The sequence below is a fragment of the Candidatus Babeliaceae bacterium genome, assembly GCA_041660765.1.
Classification (GTDB): Bacteria; Babelota; Babeliae; order Babelales; family Babelaceae; genus JBAZVR01.
This window is the reverse complement of sequence record JBAZVR010000002.1, coordinates 1-16,912: the sequence shown is the minus strand read 5'-3', so window position 1 is coordinate 16,912 and position 16,912 is coordinate 1. Positions and strand designations below refer to the sequence as shown.

Annotated in this window: 13 protein-coding genes; 11 read left to right on the top strand and 2 right to left on the bottom strand. The window is 36.4% G+C overall.

Translation table 11 applies throughout. The annotated features are described in order from the left end of the window. Positions 1–17: 17 nt before the first annotated feature. The 7 genes from WC707_05015 (at position 18) to WC707_04985 (ending at position 9,034) form a co-directional block, all read left to right on the top strand. A complete protein-coding gene (locus WC707_05015) occupies positions 18–1,469 on the top strand; it encodes a hypothetical protein (GenBank protein ID MFA6066510.1) in 1,452 nt (483 codons plus the stop codon). After that, a complete protein-coding gene (locus tag WC707_05010) occupies positions 1,466–1,969 on the top strand; it encodes an HIT domain-containing protein (GenBank protein MFA6066509.1) in 504 nt (167 codons plus the stop codon). The genes WC707_05015 and WC707_05010 overlap by 4 nt, the downstream gene beginning before the upstream one ends. 3 nt (positions 1,970–1,972) lie before the next feature. After that, entirely contained in the window at positions 1,973–2,869 is an 897-nt protein-coding gene (locus WC707_05005; GenBank protein ID MFA6066508.1) for a DMT family transporter, read from the top strand. A gap of 86 nt (positions 2,870–2,955) precedes the next feature. Next, complete coding sequence (locus WC707_05000; GenBank protein ID MFA6066507.1) at positions 2,956–4,149, top strand: hypothetical protein; 1,194 nt, start codon at positions 2,956–2,958, stop codon at positions 4,147–4,149. A 129-nt stretch (positions 4,150–4,278) separates the two neighbouring features. Further along, positions 4,279–5,730, top strand: a complete 1,452-nt coding sequence (locus WC707_04995) for a hypothetical protein (protein MFA6066506.1) — start codon at positions 4,279–4,281, stop codon at positions 5,728–5,730. A gap of 92 nt (positions 5,731–5,822) precedes the next feature. Further along, positions 5,823–7,091, top strand: a complete 1,269-nt coding sequence (urtA, locus tag WC707_04990; protein MFA6066505.1) for an urea ABC transporter substrate-binding protein — start codon at positions 5,823–5,825, stop codon at positions 7,089–7,091. Next, positions 7,076–9,034, top strand: a complete 1,959-nt coding sequence (locus WC707_04985) for a hypothetical protein (GenBank protein MFA6066504.1) — start codon at positions 7,076–7,078, stop codon at positions 9,032–9,034. Before urtA ends, WC707_04985 begins: the two co-directional genes overlap by 16 nt. A 4-nt stretch (positions 9,035–9,038) precedes the next feature. Here the strand turns inward: WC707_04985 and WC707_04980 are convergent, their stop codons facing one another. Together WC707_04980 and WC707_04975 are read right to left on the bottom strand one after the other, a co-directional pair. Further along, entirely contained in the window at positions 9,039–11,270 is a 2,232-nt protein-coding gene (locus tag WC707_04980) for an ABC transporter substrate-binding protein (GenBank protein MFA6066503.1), read from the bottom strand. A gap of 15 nt (positions 11,271–11,285) precedes the next feature. Further along, the gene (locus tag WC707_04975; protein ID MFA6066502.1) at positions 11,286–12,338 is read right to left on the bottom strand and encodes a hypothetical protein; all 1,053 of its coding nucleotides are present in this window, start codon (positions 12,336–12,338) and stop codon (positions 11,286–11,288) included. Between the two features lie 147 nt (positions 12,339–12,485). Here WC707_04975 and WC707_04970 point away from each other — a divergent pair, with 147 nt between their 5' ends. The 4 genes from WC707_04970 (at position 12,486) to alaS (ending at position 16,714) form a co-directional block, all read left to right on the top strand. Further along, positions 12,486–12,848 carry a hypothetical protein gene (locus WC707_04970; protein ID MFA6066501.1) on the top strand — a complete coding sequence of 121 codons (363 nt, stop codon included), beginning with the start codon at positions 12,486–12,488 and terminating at the stop codon, positions 12,846–12,848. 94 nt (positions 12,849–12,942) lie between these two features. Next, on the top strand, positions 12,943–13,344 hold the full coding sequence (locus WC707_04965; GenBank protein ID MFA6066500.1) for a hypothetical protein: 402 nt from the start codon (positions 12,943–12,945) through the stop codon (positions 13,342–13,344). Positions 13,345–13,355: 11 nt separating this feature from the next. Then, positions 13,356–14,048, top strand: a complete 693-nt coding sequence (locus WC707_04960; protein MFA6066499.1) for a hypothetical protein — start codon at positions 13,356–13,358, stop codon at positions 14,046–14,048. 71 nt (positions 14,049–14,119) lie between these two features. After that, positions 14,120–16,714 (top strand): alanine--tRNA ligase, encoded by a 2,595-nt coding sequence (alaS, locus tag WC707_04955; GenBank protein MFA6066498.1) that lies wholly within the window; start codon positions 14,120–14,122, stop codon positions 16,712–16,714. Positions 16,715–16,912 lie beyond the last annotated feature (198 nt).

The following is a 16,912-nucleotide window of genomic DNA, read 5'->3' as shown; positions in this document are numbered from 1 at the left end:
ATACTATAAAAAGCACTATGGTAAAAATATTCAGTAGATATCCAAGATGGCAAGAGTATGCCGCAGTCGCACTCATAGCTTTTTGCATCAGGGCGGCGCTCTTTTGGGGTTATATACAACACGAGGAGCGTTATTGCCAACCAGATAGTGTCGACTATCATATTAGTGCGCTGTGCATTGCGCATGGGTATGGCATGTTCCGGCCAGACAATAAGCAACCAATATTTTGGCGCACCCCGGGTTATCCATTATTTTTAGCGCCTTTTTATAGATATAATAAATTGCCTATCACTGCTCCGTTTGAAGAACACAGGGCGACGCATTGTGCTGCATTGTGGTTGCAAATTACACTTTGTTCTTTTTTGCCCATACTTATTTTTTGGCTTGCCATTACTATAACCAGTTTGTTGCCCGTTGCTTGGCTTGTCATGTGTATCTCTGTCATTCACGTTGGCTTTGTAGTAGCTTCCACTTTTTTATTAACTGATGCACTTGGATTACTATTTTTTACATTATTTTTAATAAGTTTTTTTTATGCGTATACCAATAATACAAAATCTTTGGCATGGCTTTGTGCTGCTGCGGGGTGGCTTGCTGTGTATACATGGTTGCGTCCTATGGGACAGTTTGTTGCTTGCGCTGTAAGCTTGTTATTATTTACAACGCAAGACACTTGGTCTAAAAAATTACAAAAAATTACTATATTTATAACACTTTTTTTTATATTACTTATGCCATGGTTTGTTCGTAATTATCACTTAACGGGGAAAGTATTTTTTTGTCCGTTGATAGGTCTGTATCTTAATGTTTTTAACGCGCCAAAAATTATTGCCAGAACAACCAATATTTCTCTTAAAAATGCTCATACAGCATTAACGCAGGCAGCCGCCCAAGCCCAACGGCAAGAGTTGTACGTGCTTCAGCGCAATAATAGCCCATATTATATGTGTGGTGAGCTAGTGTGTCTTTCAACCGCTTGGCCAATTATACGTGAACACCCATTTTTATGTATATACGATTGGATTATTGAAGTGTGTAAAACGACATTCGACCTCTATTCTTATCAGTTGGTTGCGCTGGTAAATAATCATTTTAAATGGGACCCGCTTGTAGAATATTTACCAGAAAAATGGGCGGCGTGTTTATGGGCTAGTTATTTGCCGTTGCCGTTACGCATGATTGCCTGGCTGGAAGCGTTGTGGGTATTGCTCACATGGCTTGGTATAGCATGGGGCGTATATTTATTTTTATTAAAGCCTTTGTGGAGTGATAGCACTTATTGGGTGTCTATACAAAAATATTGTTACATGTGGCTTGTATCCGGTATTATTATAGGGTCCGTTGTTATGCAATCGGGCGGTTTTGGCTACGCACGCTTGCGTCTGCCGGTAGAACCCCTTATTATTATTATAAGCGTGACATTCTGGTGGTTTATTTTTATACAACAAGTTCAAAGAAAAAAAGCATGAAAAATCTTTATGCTCCATGGCGTGGAACATATATTGCTGACAATATGCATGATCTATCAAATAATAGCTGTGCGTTTTGTGCGCAGTTGGAAGAACATACCGATGCAAAAAATTTTATTCTTAAGCGATGCGCATATAACGCTATTTTTTTAAATATATATCCGTATAATCCCGGACACTTATTAATTGTTCCCTATAATCACTGTGATAATTTAAGCTTATTGGTTCAGGAGGCACGCGCTGAAATGATGGAAATTATAAGTCATAGCGTCACTCTGCTTAATGAGCATGTGCATACCGAAGGAACAAATATTGGGTTTAATTTAGGCGGTAAGGCTGCTGGTGGGAGTATTCCTGAACATATTCATGCGCATGTTTTGCCGCGATGGATAGGGGACACGAGCTTTTTGCCAGCGTTAGCTCACGCAAAGCCAATATCGCTTGACTTGCAGGATATTTATAAAAAATTATTGCCTGTTTTTGCCGCAACATCCTGGTAGTATATGATAGAAATTTTTATTGGTTTTGCCCTTCTTGCAAGTGGCATTACGGCAAACAAGCTTCTTCTTGCAACTATATCGCCAACATTTTTTGTTGCCTTACGTATGACATGTGCCGGTCTGTTTCTGGTTGTATATCATTTTAGAACATCGCCGCGACTGCGGCCGGGACATATGAAAATCGATATTCTGGAAGTCGCAATATGCGCGTTGTATACGACGTTTATTCCGTCAATTCTCAAGGCATATGCTCTTAAATATTTGATTTCATCAAAGGCTGCTTTTTTAGGAAGTTTAGACCCTGTCATTACTGCTTTATACGCTTATTTTTTACTTGGAGAAACATTAACTAGAAATAAATTATTAGGCATGGGCATGGCTTTTACCGGAACAGTTGTCCTCCTCATGGCAACTTCTTGTACCTCAACCATCAGTGCCTGGTGCGTTATTTCATACCCAGAGCTTGCAGCGATTATTGCCATAGCAATCAGTAGATATGGATGGCTTTTAGCTCAAAAAATGTTAAAAAATGAGCGCTATATGCCTTCGGAACTCAATGGCCTGATGATGTTATTTGGCGGTTGTTATGCTTTGCTTGCAGCCTTTTTTATAGAAAGCGACAGTTTGAGTACTCTGTGTTTTACGCCAAAATTTACGGCATTATTCGCTTATACCGTTATTGTTGGTAACGTTATTGCCTATGGCATGTATGCAACATTTTTAAAAAATTATACAGCGACATTTGTTTCTTTGGTGGGCTTATCTGTGCCATTATTTGTTCACCTGTATGGCCCATTGGTTATTGGTGAACCGCTATCCCCTTATTTCTTCACCGCTTTATCAATCACCTTCTGTGGTCTATATATTTTTTATAAAGACGAGCTTCTTAAAAAAGCATAAGTACTTATGCTTTTTCTTGTTTATTGAGCGTGTAATTTGTTATATTATAAATAATAATAGAAATAAAATAATATAACAGGTTTGTTATGAATAAAAATATACACTCTCGATTTTTGATCTTATTGGCAAGTTTGATACTCGCGCAGGAGTATTCGCTAAAAGCTGGTTATTTTTCTTATGAAAAATTTCGAGCAGCTGGTCAGTATGTAGGTCAGGTTGCGGGCAAAGGAGCGCAGGCTTTTGCGTGTAAAGTTGCAGATAATCCAAAAATTGCAGCATGCGCAGCTGTCTTAGCAGCCGGAGGCTTGGGGTATATTTGGTGGTCAAAGTCGGTGTTAAGACAAATGGCAATCGATGTTGAGATAGAGAAGGCAAAAATTTATTTTAGCGTGTTAAGTGTTGCAAATCAACTTACGGTGGGAGCATCGTTGGTTCGTGAAAATGCAATATTTGGTACAATAGACTTTAAGTATCAAGGTAATGATCAGCTTGCTTATACTATTAATGATAAACCACAAAAAACAATTTCTATAAAAGACAGGAGAGAAAAGCTTGAACAACTTATACAGGGCGATCTGAAACGTATTAGCTCACGGCCGGTGCATTTAAATACATTGTATGTAGATAACTTTCCTGTAACCATTGCGAAAGAAAATAGTGGGAATATCTGGATTAAGCTACCATTTTTGGGTGATGTCGAAAAAGATCCTAAACTATCCATACTTCTTTCTAATGCATCTGCAAAGATCCCTGAAACGTCACAGCAAGCGATGGGTACTATGCCGTCTGTTGATAGCCAGCCTAATGTGATACCTGAGGTGTCCCAAGAAAAAGAGAGTCCGGTTGAAAGTGATACGCCGTCGGGATCTGGTGCGCTTGTACTAACTGCAGAGGAGGCGGATATGCAGAAGGGATTAGATGATCTTGCTGATATTAAGAATAAGCTGGCTAGTTATATTGAATCACGCACGCGCAGTGCTAAGAATAAAATAGTAGCTTGGTTTAGTAAAAAATCAGACGGAATATGGATTACTCTGTATCGAAAAACTTCTTCTGAAAAATTAAAAAAATCTTTGATTGATAGTGGCTTGCCTGATAATATTCAAAAATTGATACAAGATGCACTAGAGGATGCGCGCCATCAGGACAGGACGATATCCTTCGATGCTGATCCAAATGAGCCGCAGGCTATCCGCTGGAACGCCACGATCAAATCCGATGATGAGCGGGTTGTTATCGGATTCCAAGAACTGAAATACGATATAGCGCTTACTAAGTAATTAAGTTGGATCCCTCAGCTGTGCAATATTCCTATAAAAAAATTGGTAAGCATTTTTCTTGTTTATTGAATGCATAATCTGTTATATTAAAAATAATAATAGAAATAAAATAGCAGAAAAGGGGCTGTTTTGAAAGTAAAAATATACTCTAAATTTTTAGTATTATTAGCAAGCTTAACGCTTGTACAAGGATTTATTGTAAACGCTGGTTATTTTACATCGGAAGGCTTTCAAAAAGCGACTGAAGCTGCGGGTAGTGCTGCGGGTAGAGCTATAGGTTGGGGAATTACCGCTACGGCAAGTAAAATTGCACAAAATCCAAAAATCGCGGCGTTGGCCGTGGCTTTTTTGGTTGGTGGAAGAACAGGATATACCTGGTGGTCAAATTCTGTTTTAAGGACCGAGGCAATTAATGCTGAAACGAATAGGGCTATAGTCTATTTCAGTGTATTAGCTTTAGCTGATAATGATCGGAGGTATAAAGAACCATTAACAATTGAAAATTCAAACTTTGGCACTATGACTTTCAATATGAATGAGCAAGTGCCCTATCTTGAACGTTCTATTAACAATGAAGCGAAGCAACCTATTGCTTTTATTCCAGAGCCATATGCCAAAAATAAAATTGATGCTGGTATTAAAGAATTACTCCAATCAGCTAGTATTATTCCCATAAAGTTGACTATTCATGGCATTCGCATAACTTTCAAAAAAAGAAAAGGTGAGGATAATATTGCGTGTATGATAGAGTTTGATCCGTTGGAAGAAGGTGATAAGGCGCGTCTACCAAAAAAGGTTAATGTAAGAATTACGCCTACAGCACCGGAACAAGAGCTGCCATCTAAAGAACAGCCATATCAAGAATATTATGCAGATCAAAAAATTACTCAAGTTCAAAATTTGGGCGAACTTTATGGTATTGTAGGGGAAATAAATAGGCTGTTAGACGTCGGTAAGTCAGAATTTAATATTACTATTGATAGAATTAAGATTACTGATAACGAGTTGAAAAACTTTGTGATGAGTGGTGAGTTTAAGGCATTACCTGTCGCTGTTCAAGATACATTAAAATCTTTTAATTCTTTGAATGATGTTGCTAACCCAGTAGAATTTACGGCTGGCTTTTTTAAATGGAAATTGCAGGCCAAGCTTGATAAAAATTCACTTTTAATCGAATTTCAGCGCTTGGGCCAAAAGGTGCCTGAGTCTAAGAAGGGGAAAAAGTATGTATCTTTTGAAACAGAACCAATCCCAAAAGAATTTACTGATATAACTCAGCTTTCTCTCTTTTTAAGTGCGCTTAATAAGCGCCTAGAATCTAGCAAAAACAGTTTTGAGTTTAATATTGATCTAGAAAAAATTAAGAGTAATCAATTGCGCAGTGCTATGATTGACAGTAAGGGTTATCAAGCGTTACCTATTGATATTCAAGATCTAATAATACCTGCGATTGGAGCTGATAATTTTAATCAGCAACTAAAATTCCCCTTGGGTTCTGTTGAATGGAAATTGAGTATTAAGGGTACAAGTCAAAGCTTCACAATGAAATTTGAACCTGTAAGTGCGGTTAAAAAGCAATAGTGGTTGTTTTTCGCTGCAAAAATGTATGATGGCCGTAATCTTGCTTTATTAATAAAAAAATAACTAATCTTATTAATAAAAAAAGGGGTGTAATGGCGCAGGCGGCGGGAAGAAAAATTATTTTTATAAGCATACTTATTTTTGCTCTTGCTGCTGCAAGTTCGCTCGTGTATCTATCTATAGTTGTTATAAAAAAAAGATTGCCAATACGTGTGGGGATTTTGCATTCCCAAACGGGGACAATGGCTATTAGCGAGCTGCCTATTATCGATGCGACGCTTATGGCAATTGAAGAAATTAATGATAGTGGCGGGCTATTGGGAAGGTCTATAGAGCCCATTGTAGAAGATGGTGCATCGGATCCCGCAACATTTGCAGCCAAAGCAGAAAAGTTAATTACCAAGGATAAGGTCGATGTTATTTTTGGGTGTTGGACGTCTGCAAGTAGAAAGGCTGTTAAGTCTATTGTAGAAAAACATGATCATCTGTTATTTTACCCGGTTCAATATGAAGGGCTTGAAGATTCTCCGAATATAATCTACACAGGAGCTACACCCAATCAACAAATATTACCAGGGGTAACGTGGTGTTATTATAATCTTGGCGCAACGTTTTTTTTAGTCGGATCTGATTATGTGTTTCCAAGAACTGCCCATGAAATTATTAAAAATTATATAAAATTATTTAATGGAAAAATAATTGGTGAAGCGTATGTGCCGCTAGGAGGCACGTCTTTTGAGGGTATTGTAAAAAATATTGTCGCATTGCAGCCAAAAGTTATTATTAATACGATTAATGGCAATAGCAATAATACTTTTTTTAAAGCATTACGAAATGCGGGCATAACGCCGGATAAAATTCCCACTATGTCTTTTAGTATAGCTGAGCAAGATTTAGAAGTATTAGGCGCACAGGAGTTGGTAGGTGATTATGCTGCATGGAGTTATTTCCAAAGTGTTGCTTCGCCGACTAATGAACGTTTTGTCGATCGGTTTAAAAAAAAATACGGTCAAGATCGTGTGGTGAGTGATCCGTTAGAAGCTGCATATTTTGGCATAGGTCTCTGGGCGCAAGCGGTTCGAGAAGTAAAGACATCACAAGTGCTTAAAATAAAAAACGCTATAAAAAAACAGGGTCAAGATGCTCCGGAAGGCATAGTCTACATAGATCCTAATAATAATCATACCTGGAAAACAGTGCGTATTGGTAAAATAACTCAGCAGGGACAGTTTGATATTGTATGGAGTTCACATAAAGCGATCCGGCCAATTCCATTTCCATCATTTCGTGGAAGAATAAATTGGGAGGGCTTTTTAGAAAAACTGTATGAAGGATGGAATAAAAAATGGGCCTTAGAATAACTAATTTATCTCATTTTTATGCAGCAGCTCGCAGTATATTAATTGGTATTATTGCATTTGTAGTAGTAGCCTCATTTTTTGGTTATATGTATATACGAACTACTTTTCTTAAAAATACACGTATTGCTATGAACAGCACGCTGGATACGACCAAGCAAAGGCTTAATCATTACATACAATCAGAAATGCAAAAGGTTAAAGAATTAACAAGTGTGTCTCAGGTTATAGATTTTTTAAACAAAAAAATAACTATAGTTCAAGTACAAGATTTTTTAAAAAAAAATTATTCTAAAGATTATCATGACATTATTATTTTTGATGCGCATAATACGCCACTCGTAGCTTTTTCTGATAATTTTATGATGTACAAAGATAATAAAGCATTGCAAAACTCATTGCAGCGAGCTCAAATTTTACTCGAGCCGGATATTTCTGATTTTTTTTTGCACCCTATTGCTCAGCAACAAACATTATGTATAACGGCGCCCATTTTTTATGAACAAGTTTTTTTAGGAACCATTGCGTTTGCAGTAATACTTAATAATATAACTGTTTTGACGCATGATTACGCAGGTCTTGGCGCAACGGGTGAAATTGTTGTGGGGAAAAAAATTGATGATCATGCCGTAGTTTTGTTTCCAACGCGTTTTGATCAAAACGCAGGTTTTACTTATAAAATTGCACTCGGCGAATCGCATGCGATCCCCTTGCAAAAGTCAGTTAATGGGCATAAAGGAACGGGCATTTTTTTAGATTATAAAAAAGCAAAATGCTTTTTTGTTTGGGAATATATACCACTCATGGAATGGGGCATTGTTGTTAAAATAAATATGCGAGAGGTAGAGCGCCCGCTATTAATGATGAAAATAATACTTTTTACACTCTTTATTTTGTGTATTATGTATGTAATTTATTTTTTGGTTAAGAAGCGATCTTATTTTAAATTTTTGCTACGCAAGTACCACTTTTTGCCGCATGCAGGGCAGTTATGTTTACGAATTTTTTTTATCATCTCTGTCATCATGTTCAATATGTTTTTGTATAAATATTATTATTCTGTGAGTAGGGCTTTATATACAGAAAAATTAGAATTTAAAATCAATTTACAGCGTGAGGCGCAACAAATAAGTCGCACTACGTATGTATTAGAAGCATGGGCGCATTCGTTGGCTTTTGATTTGAGTAACCAAAAAATAGTACTAAATGCGTTGGGAGAACGGTTAAAAAAAGATCTTGTAGAAAATACTAGTGCAATGTCTGTAGCTGTTATTACAAAAAATGATCCTGCTCAGCCGTGGAATATGTATGAAGTTACTAAGAAAAATAGTGATCTTGCCATAACGCAGCTACAAAATAACAATCTCCCCTATTGGTTTACAGAGGCGTTGGATCACGGAGCGTTGTGGATCCCCCCTTATCAAGACAGCAATACGCATGAAATGATAACAACGTATGCGCTGGCCTATTATGCCGTTGATGATAAAGAGCAACGTACGCCGCTTGGGGTTATTGGAATTACCTGTTCCATGCAATCATTTATTGCCAATTTGCAGCAAAAAAATACACAATATGCGCAGCCATTTATTGTTTCGCTTGATGGAAAAGTTGTATACAACAATTCTCATGTATCAATAACAAATGTAGATATTGAAGTTGCAAATAAAAATAAGAGCTCTTTATTGTTAGAAAAAATACCCAATATGGGATGGTATTTGGCGAATGTTATATCAATAAAAAAAGCATTATTTGTGAGTGCTCTTGTGTCATTAGGCAGTAATATTATTATAAGTTTTTTAATTGCTGTAATAACTATAAGTTGCTTGTTGTGGGTAAGATTGAGCAAGATGTATCAAAGCAAAAAAAATAATATTATAAAAAAAGCCTGTCTCATTATCGCCACACTACTCTTATTGCGCGCCGTATTATTAATCTTTGGATTATAGAAGACTATTTTGTAGCGCTATATTTTGTCCAGAGGGCGTCGCTGATTTCAAACCATACATCTTGTGTCAGGTCGCGACGTTCGGGGTTGAACGTTAATTCTAAGCCTTTGTACTGAAATTTATTCAGTGATTCAAAGTACCCAATAAGTTTTTCTGGCGTTATTGGGTCTTTTAAGTTTTTGAGCGCTTCGAGATAGAGGCTGGTGCAGATATATCCTTCTAGGGCAAATATGTCATAGGGGAGGTTATTTTCATCCATCAGTGTTCTAAATTCTTGTACTATTTGCAGATCACTTGTTTTTGGGTTGGGGACAACTTGAGCAAAAAGTACTTCTAATCCCCGATCTTTTAAAAATTTTCTAAACGTGTTTTCTGCTAAAAATGATATACCAAACAGTTTGCGCGTAATAAGCGTATCAATGCCAAGATTTCTAATCAATTCTTCCGAGGCGCTAGCAATCGAAAAAAATCCTATGGCGTCTGGCTGGGCTTTCTTAATAATTTCTGCCTCGCTGGTAAAATCGGTTTCCGCTCTGTTGTATGGAACGTCTACCCAATCGGTGATCCCTTTTTCTTTTAATAGTGTATGAGCTGCTTCTAATGGCCCAAGTCCATACGCATCATTTTGATAAAAAAACGCGAATTTTTTTACTGCGTATCGGCCTACCATATGCTCAATAAGTGCTCGAGCTTCATCTGCATAAGAAGCTCTCCAATTAATAATCCCTTTTAGTTCTGGTTTTCTAAAATAGGGAGCCCCTGTTACAGGAAATAAAACGGTAATTTTACCTGATTTAACCAAATCGATATAAGCCTCAAGTGTAGGGCTTCCAACAGGCAAGAGCAATGTATCAATTTTATAGCGATTTCTGAGTATTTCGACATTTTTCAAGGCGAGGCTACGTTCATATTCATCATCAAAGATAATAGTTTTTATAATATGACCATTAATACCACCAAGTTGATTTTGTTGGTTAATAAGGGTTGAAATACCACGTTTAATACGTTGACCCATAAAGAAAACGCCTTTTGTAAGGGCCATTGTTGAGCCGATAGTATAGGTTGGTTTACTTTCCGTTACGTTAGCATCTGTAATTTGTCCAGAAACAAGATTATATACAGGGCTTTGCTTAAACCCGGCTTTGTTTCTTAAATCTTGATAAAATAATTGTATGGTTGCTTGATCAATAGTGGCGCCGAGTTTTAATTGTGCAAATGCGTCAGCGTAAAAATCAAAAAATTCTTGATATATTTGAGTTGGGCAAGAAATAAGCGACCAGGCAGTTGCTCCTTGATCAGGTTCTAATAAATCCAATCCATTGGTTATAATAGCTGGCTTCATATGTTCCCCTCCTTTAATAATTGCAGCGACTTCTGGAGGGTTAAGAGATTTATATTGGTCTTGCAAAGTAATGGCATCTATGGTGCCAATATTTTTTGTAAAAAAATTATCTAGATACATTTCATTAAATGTATAATCATTGCGTGGGCCATGTGACAGTCTAATTACATTGTGCGTTGAATCTTTTTGATTAATATAGAGAGCTTCAGGCAATGATTTGAAAAATAAGCTTACTGTATTTTCAAAACGTTTTTTTTCTTGAAAGTTTGTTTTTAAGAATATCTCTATTTCTCGTTTTAAACCAAAGTTTTTCCAATAATCATTCGTTTCATGCTTGCCTTTGAGGTAAAAAACATTGTCAGGATTGCGTTGCATTAAGGTAAGAATAATATGAAGTGTTTCTAAAACATAGGGTGATCGATCCATGGCATCGCCTAAAAAAATAAAATAATAATTGGGCTTTGTTATAGAAAAGTTATCATCAATTATTTTTTGCTCGTAAAAATATTCTAAATCTCTAAATAACGAGTGAGCTGCGCCAAAGAGGTCTCCCCATATAACAAATTGAGCGCCTGGTTTACTGGTAATATTAATAACGTAGGGCGCTTTTTCTAGTAATGGTTTACGCGTTGCAATTAACTCATCGAGCAATTTTTTTATATTTCTTATATTCCAGAGCGGTTTTTTTTTGAGATGCAAAAATTGCATGATAGTATCGGTCCAAGAAGGTTTTAATTGCGCATGAAAAGTGCTGTAGTTAGGATCGCTCCAGTCATGATTATCACTTTTTATATTTTCTGGCAGTGTTGCGATATAATGCTGTAGATCTGTAAAATTTTCAAGAGCAACTGCGTGTATAAAAAATATGTTTATTATAATAAACGTTGTTTTCATACGGCACGCCTCTATTTAATGTAGCCAAAAAAAGAACAAATAAATACACACTCCTGATACAAAGGTATGTAGTCCCATGATAATAATTTTTTTTAATAAGTGGGTTAATTTTACTAAAATAATGCTGAAGAAAAAAACAAATGATGACGCAAACAAAAAAAGAAAAAAGATATAGTCAGAAAGCATAAAATAGCCTACTGCTGGTGAAAAATTTTCTATGACAAACCGATATGCTAAAAGAGCGGTAACGCTACCGGCCGCCAACGAAACAGCAACAGTTGAATATTTAAATGCGTCGATTGAAAAAATAAATAGAGAAACAAAGAAAATTAATAACAGTGGCAGTAAAATAGTTAGGGCATATCTAATGCCATTTCTTTGGTAATCAATAGAAAATAAAACGCTTGGATGATAGACATTTTTTTTTGGGTCATAGGGGTCAACATCCGACTCGATAAATCCCGTGACAACATGACGGTCAATAGCGGTCCATCCCAAAGCAGCGGTAGAAAAATGCACAATAAAATCAGCAGAGGACGATTCAAAAATCATTTCGTCGGGAGAAACGACTCCATGAACCAATTGTAAAAAAATTCTATGATCGTCAAAAGGGAAATAACTATATTGAAGTTGTGTTTTAAATCGAACTTTTACATCATATCTTACAAATAATTTATCATTGATAATACGAGTATATGGTTCAGACCGTTCAAGTATTTCAGCCCGTTCAAACGTGAATTTTTTGAGCATATCTATAGAAATAATGGCGGGGTCAAGTTCAAACCAAACAATTCCCTTAAATATAAAGTCATTTTTGACCGGATCAAATGTTAAAAAATCACTAATAAAGATACCAGTACGGACTACGCTTGGATTGCCCGCAAAGCCTTCTAAGATCTTGGGAGTCAATCGTGAAATGGCAGGCGTTGGATCAGTCGACGTAAAATACAGTGATGACCGATACAACGATACAGCAAGAATAGATCCGGTTATGACTATCATTATCAGTTGAAAAAGCGGCCGAACTGGCCTATATGCATAATGATCAGGTATTATTGTTTTATTCATTTCTGTAAACCTTCTATTGCTCATGCATCTTGTATAACTGTCACTTTTTTTGTCTCAGCAAGTCAAGTATAAGCTTGATTTTTTTTATTAAATTATATTAGTATTATTATGTGTGTTTAGTAAATAATTAATTGCTGGAGTGAAAATATGAAGATGAAAATTTTATTATTTATTGTGTTGAGCTTGTGCATAGCGCCGATATGCTTGAGCGCTCCGTTTATTCAATTGATTAATAGAGCTACTTTATCATCAACGGTATTTACCGTTCAATGGCTTAATAGTAAAACTGATTTATTGGTTAATTTTAAAGTAGATTTGCCTAAAGATACGCCTGTTTTAGTGTATTTACCCACTATAGATCCAGCTACAAATCCTGATCCAAAACCAGCCAATTTTAAAATTTTTTGGAACGGCGATCCTAATTGGGGCGTTATTACGAATATCAAATCGGTAACGGCAGGTAAATTGTATGCTATTCAGGGGAATGCTTCTAGTATCACGGTTTCGTAGGCAGCTTTTTTAACTCAAATTGACAGTAATATAATTACCGATATAATAAAAACATACTATTATTTTAATGTTTTTATAGAGATAAAAGGTAATTATGAAAATGCGTATGCTTGTGTTAATGACGTTATGCTCTGTTGGCTCTGGCTTGGCTGTTGAAGAAAGCAAAAAAGATTTCATGAGCATGATGGAGGATACGATGTTACCTGGGGTTTCTATGGCTTTGCACTATTCTAAGATGGAAATAAAACCATACTGGACAGATGCAGAGGAATTGTTGCACTTGAAGCAAAAGGCATGTATTTTCCTAGCTTCTTTAAGCATGGATGATAGAGGTCGAAAAATAATAAAAAAATGTGAAGAATTGAATCAGCAGAGAGAAAAAGAAAATGAGCGTTTGATTATTTTGGCCGAAACGCGGATGAGAGCCAATGCTGAAAAGGCTTTAGCTTCAAAAGGATTATTTGCACGTGTTTGGTCGCGTATTGCACCGTGGTAATAAAGATAATTATGAAAATGCGCATATTTATATTAATGATGTTATGTTTTGTTGGTTCTGGGTTGGCTGTTGAGAAAGAGACTTGTGATGATAAGCGCTATAAGCCGTTAATTATCCTAAGTAATACACGAGAGCCTTATGTTGCTTATGATGTGCCAACAAGATCCGTCTACGTGCTGCAAAAAGATGAAAACAATTCAATTGATGCGCAAGAGTTTATAATACTTCGTTATGCGAAAAGCGTTATTTATAAAAGCCTTTACTTTTCTCCGCCAAGAGGATTCCGTTGTATACAGCAAGATGCTGCTATCAAAGAGCCCGTACACCCGTTTATAGAACAGTATCGAGTTTTTATAAATAAAGGGCATAAAAATTTTGCACGTCTCTTTTTCTATGCAGATGCAGCGCAAGTTGCTACAAAAGAACCTTGGTATAAGGCTCTTTTTTCATCAAAATCGGTACAAAAACAGCTGCACCCTCTTATTACCAAGCTCCAAGATATAAAATCAACTCCTGTTATACGGCCAGATGAACAATGGCATAATCAAAGTCAAGGTAGTGAATTTGATAAAACAGATATTTTTGTGGATAAGAATATTTCTCTCGAAGAATTACACCAGCAAGTAAATAAAAATATTCAGCTGAGTGGAGATGCCTATTATCTTAAAGAAGAAAGTTTTAAAAAACGCGAATCGAGAATCTAGTTTTATAAAACCAGGCTCTTAGTATATACTTGTTTACTATAAGAAAAGCCTCTTATAACAGGATATAAACTATGAAATCTATTGAAATTCGTAAAAAATTTTTTGATTTTTTTATTAAAAAAGGTCATGAGCGTGTGGCAAGTTCGTCGTTAATACCTGCTGAAGATCCGACGCTGTTATTTGCCAATGCGGGAATGAATCAATTTAAAGATGTTTTTTTGGGTAAAGAAAAAAGAAGTTATACGCGCGCCGTTTCTATACAAAAATGTATCAGGGCTGGCGGTAAGCATAATGATTTAGAAAATGTTGGGTTTACCGAGCGCCACTTAACTTTTTTTGAGATGATGGGCAATTTTTCATTTGGTGATTATTTTAAAAAAGAAGCACTTCAATATGCCTGGGAATTTTTGACCATAGACTTAGGCCTATCCCAAGAAAAGCTATATGTAACAGTTTTTACTGACGATCAAGAAGCTTATGATATTTGGCATAACATTATTGGATTGTCCACAGAACGGATTTTTCGTTTAGGGGCCGCTGATAATTTTTGGCAAATGGGTGATATAGGGCCTTGTGGCCCCTGCAGCGAGATATATTTTGATAGAGGCGCTGATCATGGATGTCGAACAAAAGAATGCGCTCCTGGTTGCTCATGCGATAGATTTTTAGAAATTTGGAATAATGTTTTTATGCAGTTTGATCGTTCCAAAGATCAAGCTGGTAATTATCATGATGCCCTCTTAAAACAAACCGGCGTTGATACAGGGATGGGTTTGGAGCGTTTATCTTTGGTTATGCAACACAAAGAATCAGTTTTTGAAGTAGATCTTTTTGCATCTATTATACATGCAACAGAAAAGCTTACTGGGCATGATTATTCTAGCGCAACGCCAGAAATAAAAGCGGCTTTTAGGGTTATAGCAGATCATATTAGATCATCTACGTTTGCTATTACTGATGGGTGTATCCCCTCTAATGAAGGGCGTGGGTATGTAGTGCGTAAAATTATTAGAAGAGCCGCATTATTTGCACAAAAACTCAGTGGAGACAATTTCTTTCCGGAGCTGGTTTTTACTATTGCACATGCAATGGGTGATATATATCCAGAGCTTGTTGCGCAAAAAGACTTTGTGCATACGTTGATTACAGGTGAAATTGAAAAATTTTCACATAATCTTATACATGGACAAACTATCTTGAAAAAATATTTTGAAGAAGATAACAAAAATAAAATTATTAGTGGGGCTCAGGCATTTAAGCTCTATGACACTTATGGGTTTCCGGTAGAACTCACTAAGATAATAGCTCACGATAATGGTTATACTGTTGATGTTATTAATTTTGAAAAAGAAATGGAACGCCAGCGAGTGCAGTCCGGTAAAAAAAATATAGATACTCAGGCAACTACTATTACTGTATCTGGTGAAGAACACTCAGAATTTACGGGGTATTCTGAGTTAGAAACGGCAACGCATATAACAAAAATTTTGTGCAATGGAGTAGAAGTAGAAGAAATTCCTGCTGGAGAAAAATGTTGGATAATAACAGCTCAGTCTCCATTTTATGTAGAATGCGGTGGACAAATAAGCGATCAAGGCTGGATTATAAAATCACATGATCGCATGCCGGTGCTTAATCTTAAAAAAATGGGTAATGCGATTGCAGTTGAGCTACAATCAACAGAACTTTTAAGAGTCGGCGACGCATTAACGTTACTTGTTGATAAAGAATTGCGTCAGAATGCTGCAAAAAATCATACAGCAACCCATCTTTTGCAGGCTGCTCTTGTGAATATATTTGGCAAACATATTAAACAGTCCGGCTCCCTCGTTGCGCCTGATTATTTAAGGTTCGACTTTACTCATCAAGAAACCCTTTCTGCTGAGCAGATAAAAAATATCGAAGCATTAGTTAATAAAAAAATTCAAGAAAATATACGCGTACAGGTTACCGTAAGTACATACAAAAATGCTGTTGATCGTGGCGTTACTGCCTTTTTTGGAGAAAAATATAATCCAGAGAATGTACGAGTAGTCGAAGTCCCAGGTTTTTCTGCAGAGCTATGCGGTGGGACGCACGTAACAGCAACTGGTGATATTGGTTGCTTTAAAATAACAGAAGTAACAACATTATCGGCGGGCAATCGTCGCATTGTTGCGGTGACGGGGCCACAAGCAGTGGCACTTTTTCAAGAAAGTTATGCAACTATAAAATCACTTTCTCAAGAATTTAAAGTCAAGCCGGCAGATGTTCTAGAGGCTATCGAAAAACAACAAGCTCTCTTAAAATCATCTCAGGCAGATAATAAGCAATTAAAAAAAGAGCTTATTAAGAAAAATAGCGCAGAATGGCTACAAAAAACAGAAATTATTAATAATATACCGGTATGTTATGTAACTATAGAGCCTGCGCTTGCGTCTGAACTGCGTGAAATTGCTCAGCAACTTGCTCAAAAACAATCGGGCGTATATTGTTTGGTTGCACATAGCCAGTTTTTGATACTTATTTCTCCCCAATTTACGGTAATTAATGGCAAAGCTTTAATTGAATGGTTAAAAAGCCAAGGGCTCAACTGTGGCGGATCTGCTACTATGATCCAAGGCAGCGGCGCCATTACCGATTCTTTTAAGGCAATGTTTATGGCATGGGTAAAAGCGCAAAGTTAAGTAAATTACCATTTATATTTATTATTTAATCGGTAGATTGCATTTTTGACAAATAAGCAAAAATAATATATGAGCTTGTTTGAAATTCATGATTAAGTCCTCGCAATAATAATTTTAAGATCTTTTTGTTTTAAAACGCGCGTTGTAATCGTAGCAAGCACGAAAAAAGTATTTTCATAAAGGTGGTCTATTTTTTTC

What these genes read in the sequence shown, in the direction of transcription:
- WC707_05015 (MFA6066510.1), top strand. Translation starts at nt 18, where the DNA reads ATGGTAAAAATATTCAGTAGATATCCAAGATGGCAAGAGTATGCCGCA.
- WC707_05010 (MFA6066509.1), top strand. Translation starts at nt 1,466, where the DNA reads ATGAAAAATCTTTATGCTCCATGGCGTGGAACATATATTGCTGACAAT.
- WC707_05005 (MFA6066508.1), top strand. Translation starts at nt 1,973, where the DNA reads ATGATAGAAATTTTTATTGGTTTTGCCCTTCTTGCAAGTGGCATTACG.
- WC707_05000 (MFA6066507.1), top strand. Translation starts at nt 2,956, where the DNA reads ATGAATAAAAATATACACTCTCGATTTTTGATCTTATTGGCAAGTTTG.
- urtA (MFA6066505.1), top strand. Translation starts at nt 5,823, where the DNA reads ATGGCGCAGGCGGCGGGAAGAAAAATTATTTTTATAAGCATACTTATT.
- WC707_04985 (MFA6066504.1), top strand. Translation starts at nt 7,076, where the DNA reads ATGGGCCTTAGAATAACTAATTTATCTCATTTTTATGCAGCAGCTCGC.
- WC707_04980 (MFA6066503.1), bottom strand. Translation starts at nt 11,270, where the DNA reads ATGAAAACAACGTTTATTATAATAAACATATTTTTTATACACGCAGTT.
- WC707_04975 (MFA6066502.1), bottom strand. Translation starts at nt 12,338, where the DNA reads ATGAATAAAACAATAATACCTGATCATTATGCATATAGGCCAGTTCGG.
- WC707_04970 (MFA6066501.1), top strand. Translation starts at nt 12,486, where the DNA reads ATGAAGATGAAAATTTTATTATTTATTGTGTTGAGCTTGTGCATAGCG.
- WC707_04965 (MFA6066500.1), top strand. Translation starts at nt 12,943, where the DNA reads ATGAAAATGCGTATGCTTGTGTTAATGACGTTATGCTCTGTTGGCTCT.
- WC707_04960 (MFA6066499.1), top strand. Translation starts at nt 13,356, where the DNA reads ATGAAAATGCGCATATTTATATTAATGATGTTATGTTTTGTTGGTTCT.
- alaS (MFA6066498.1), top strand. Translation starts at nt 14,120, where the DNA reads ATGAAATCTATTGAAATTCGTAAAAAATTTTTTGATTTTTTTATTAAA.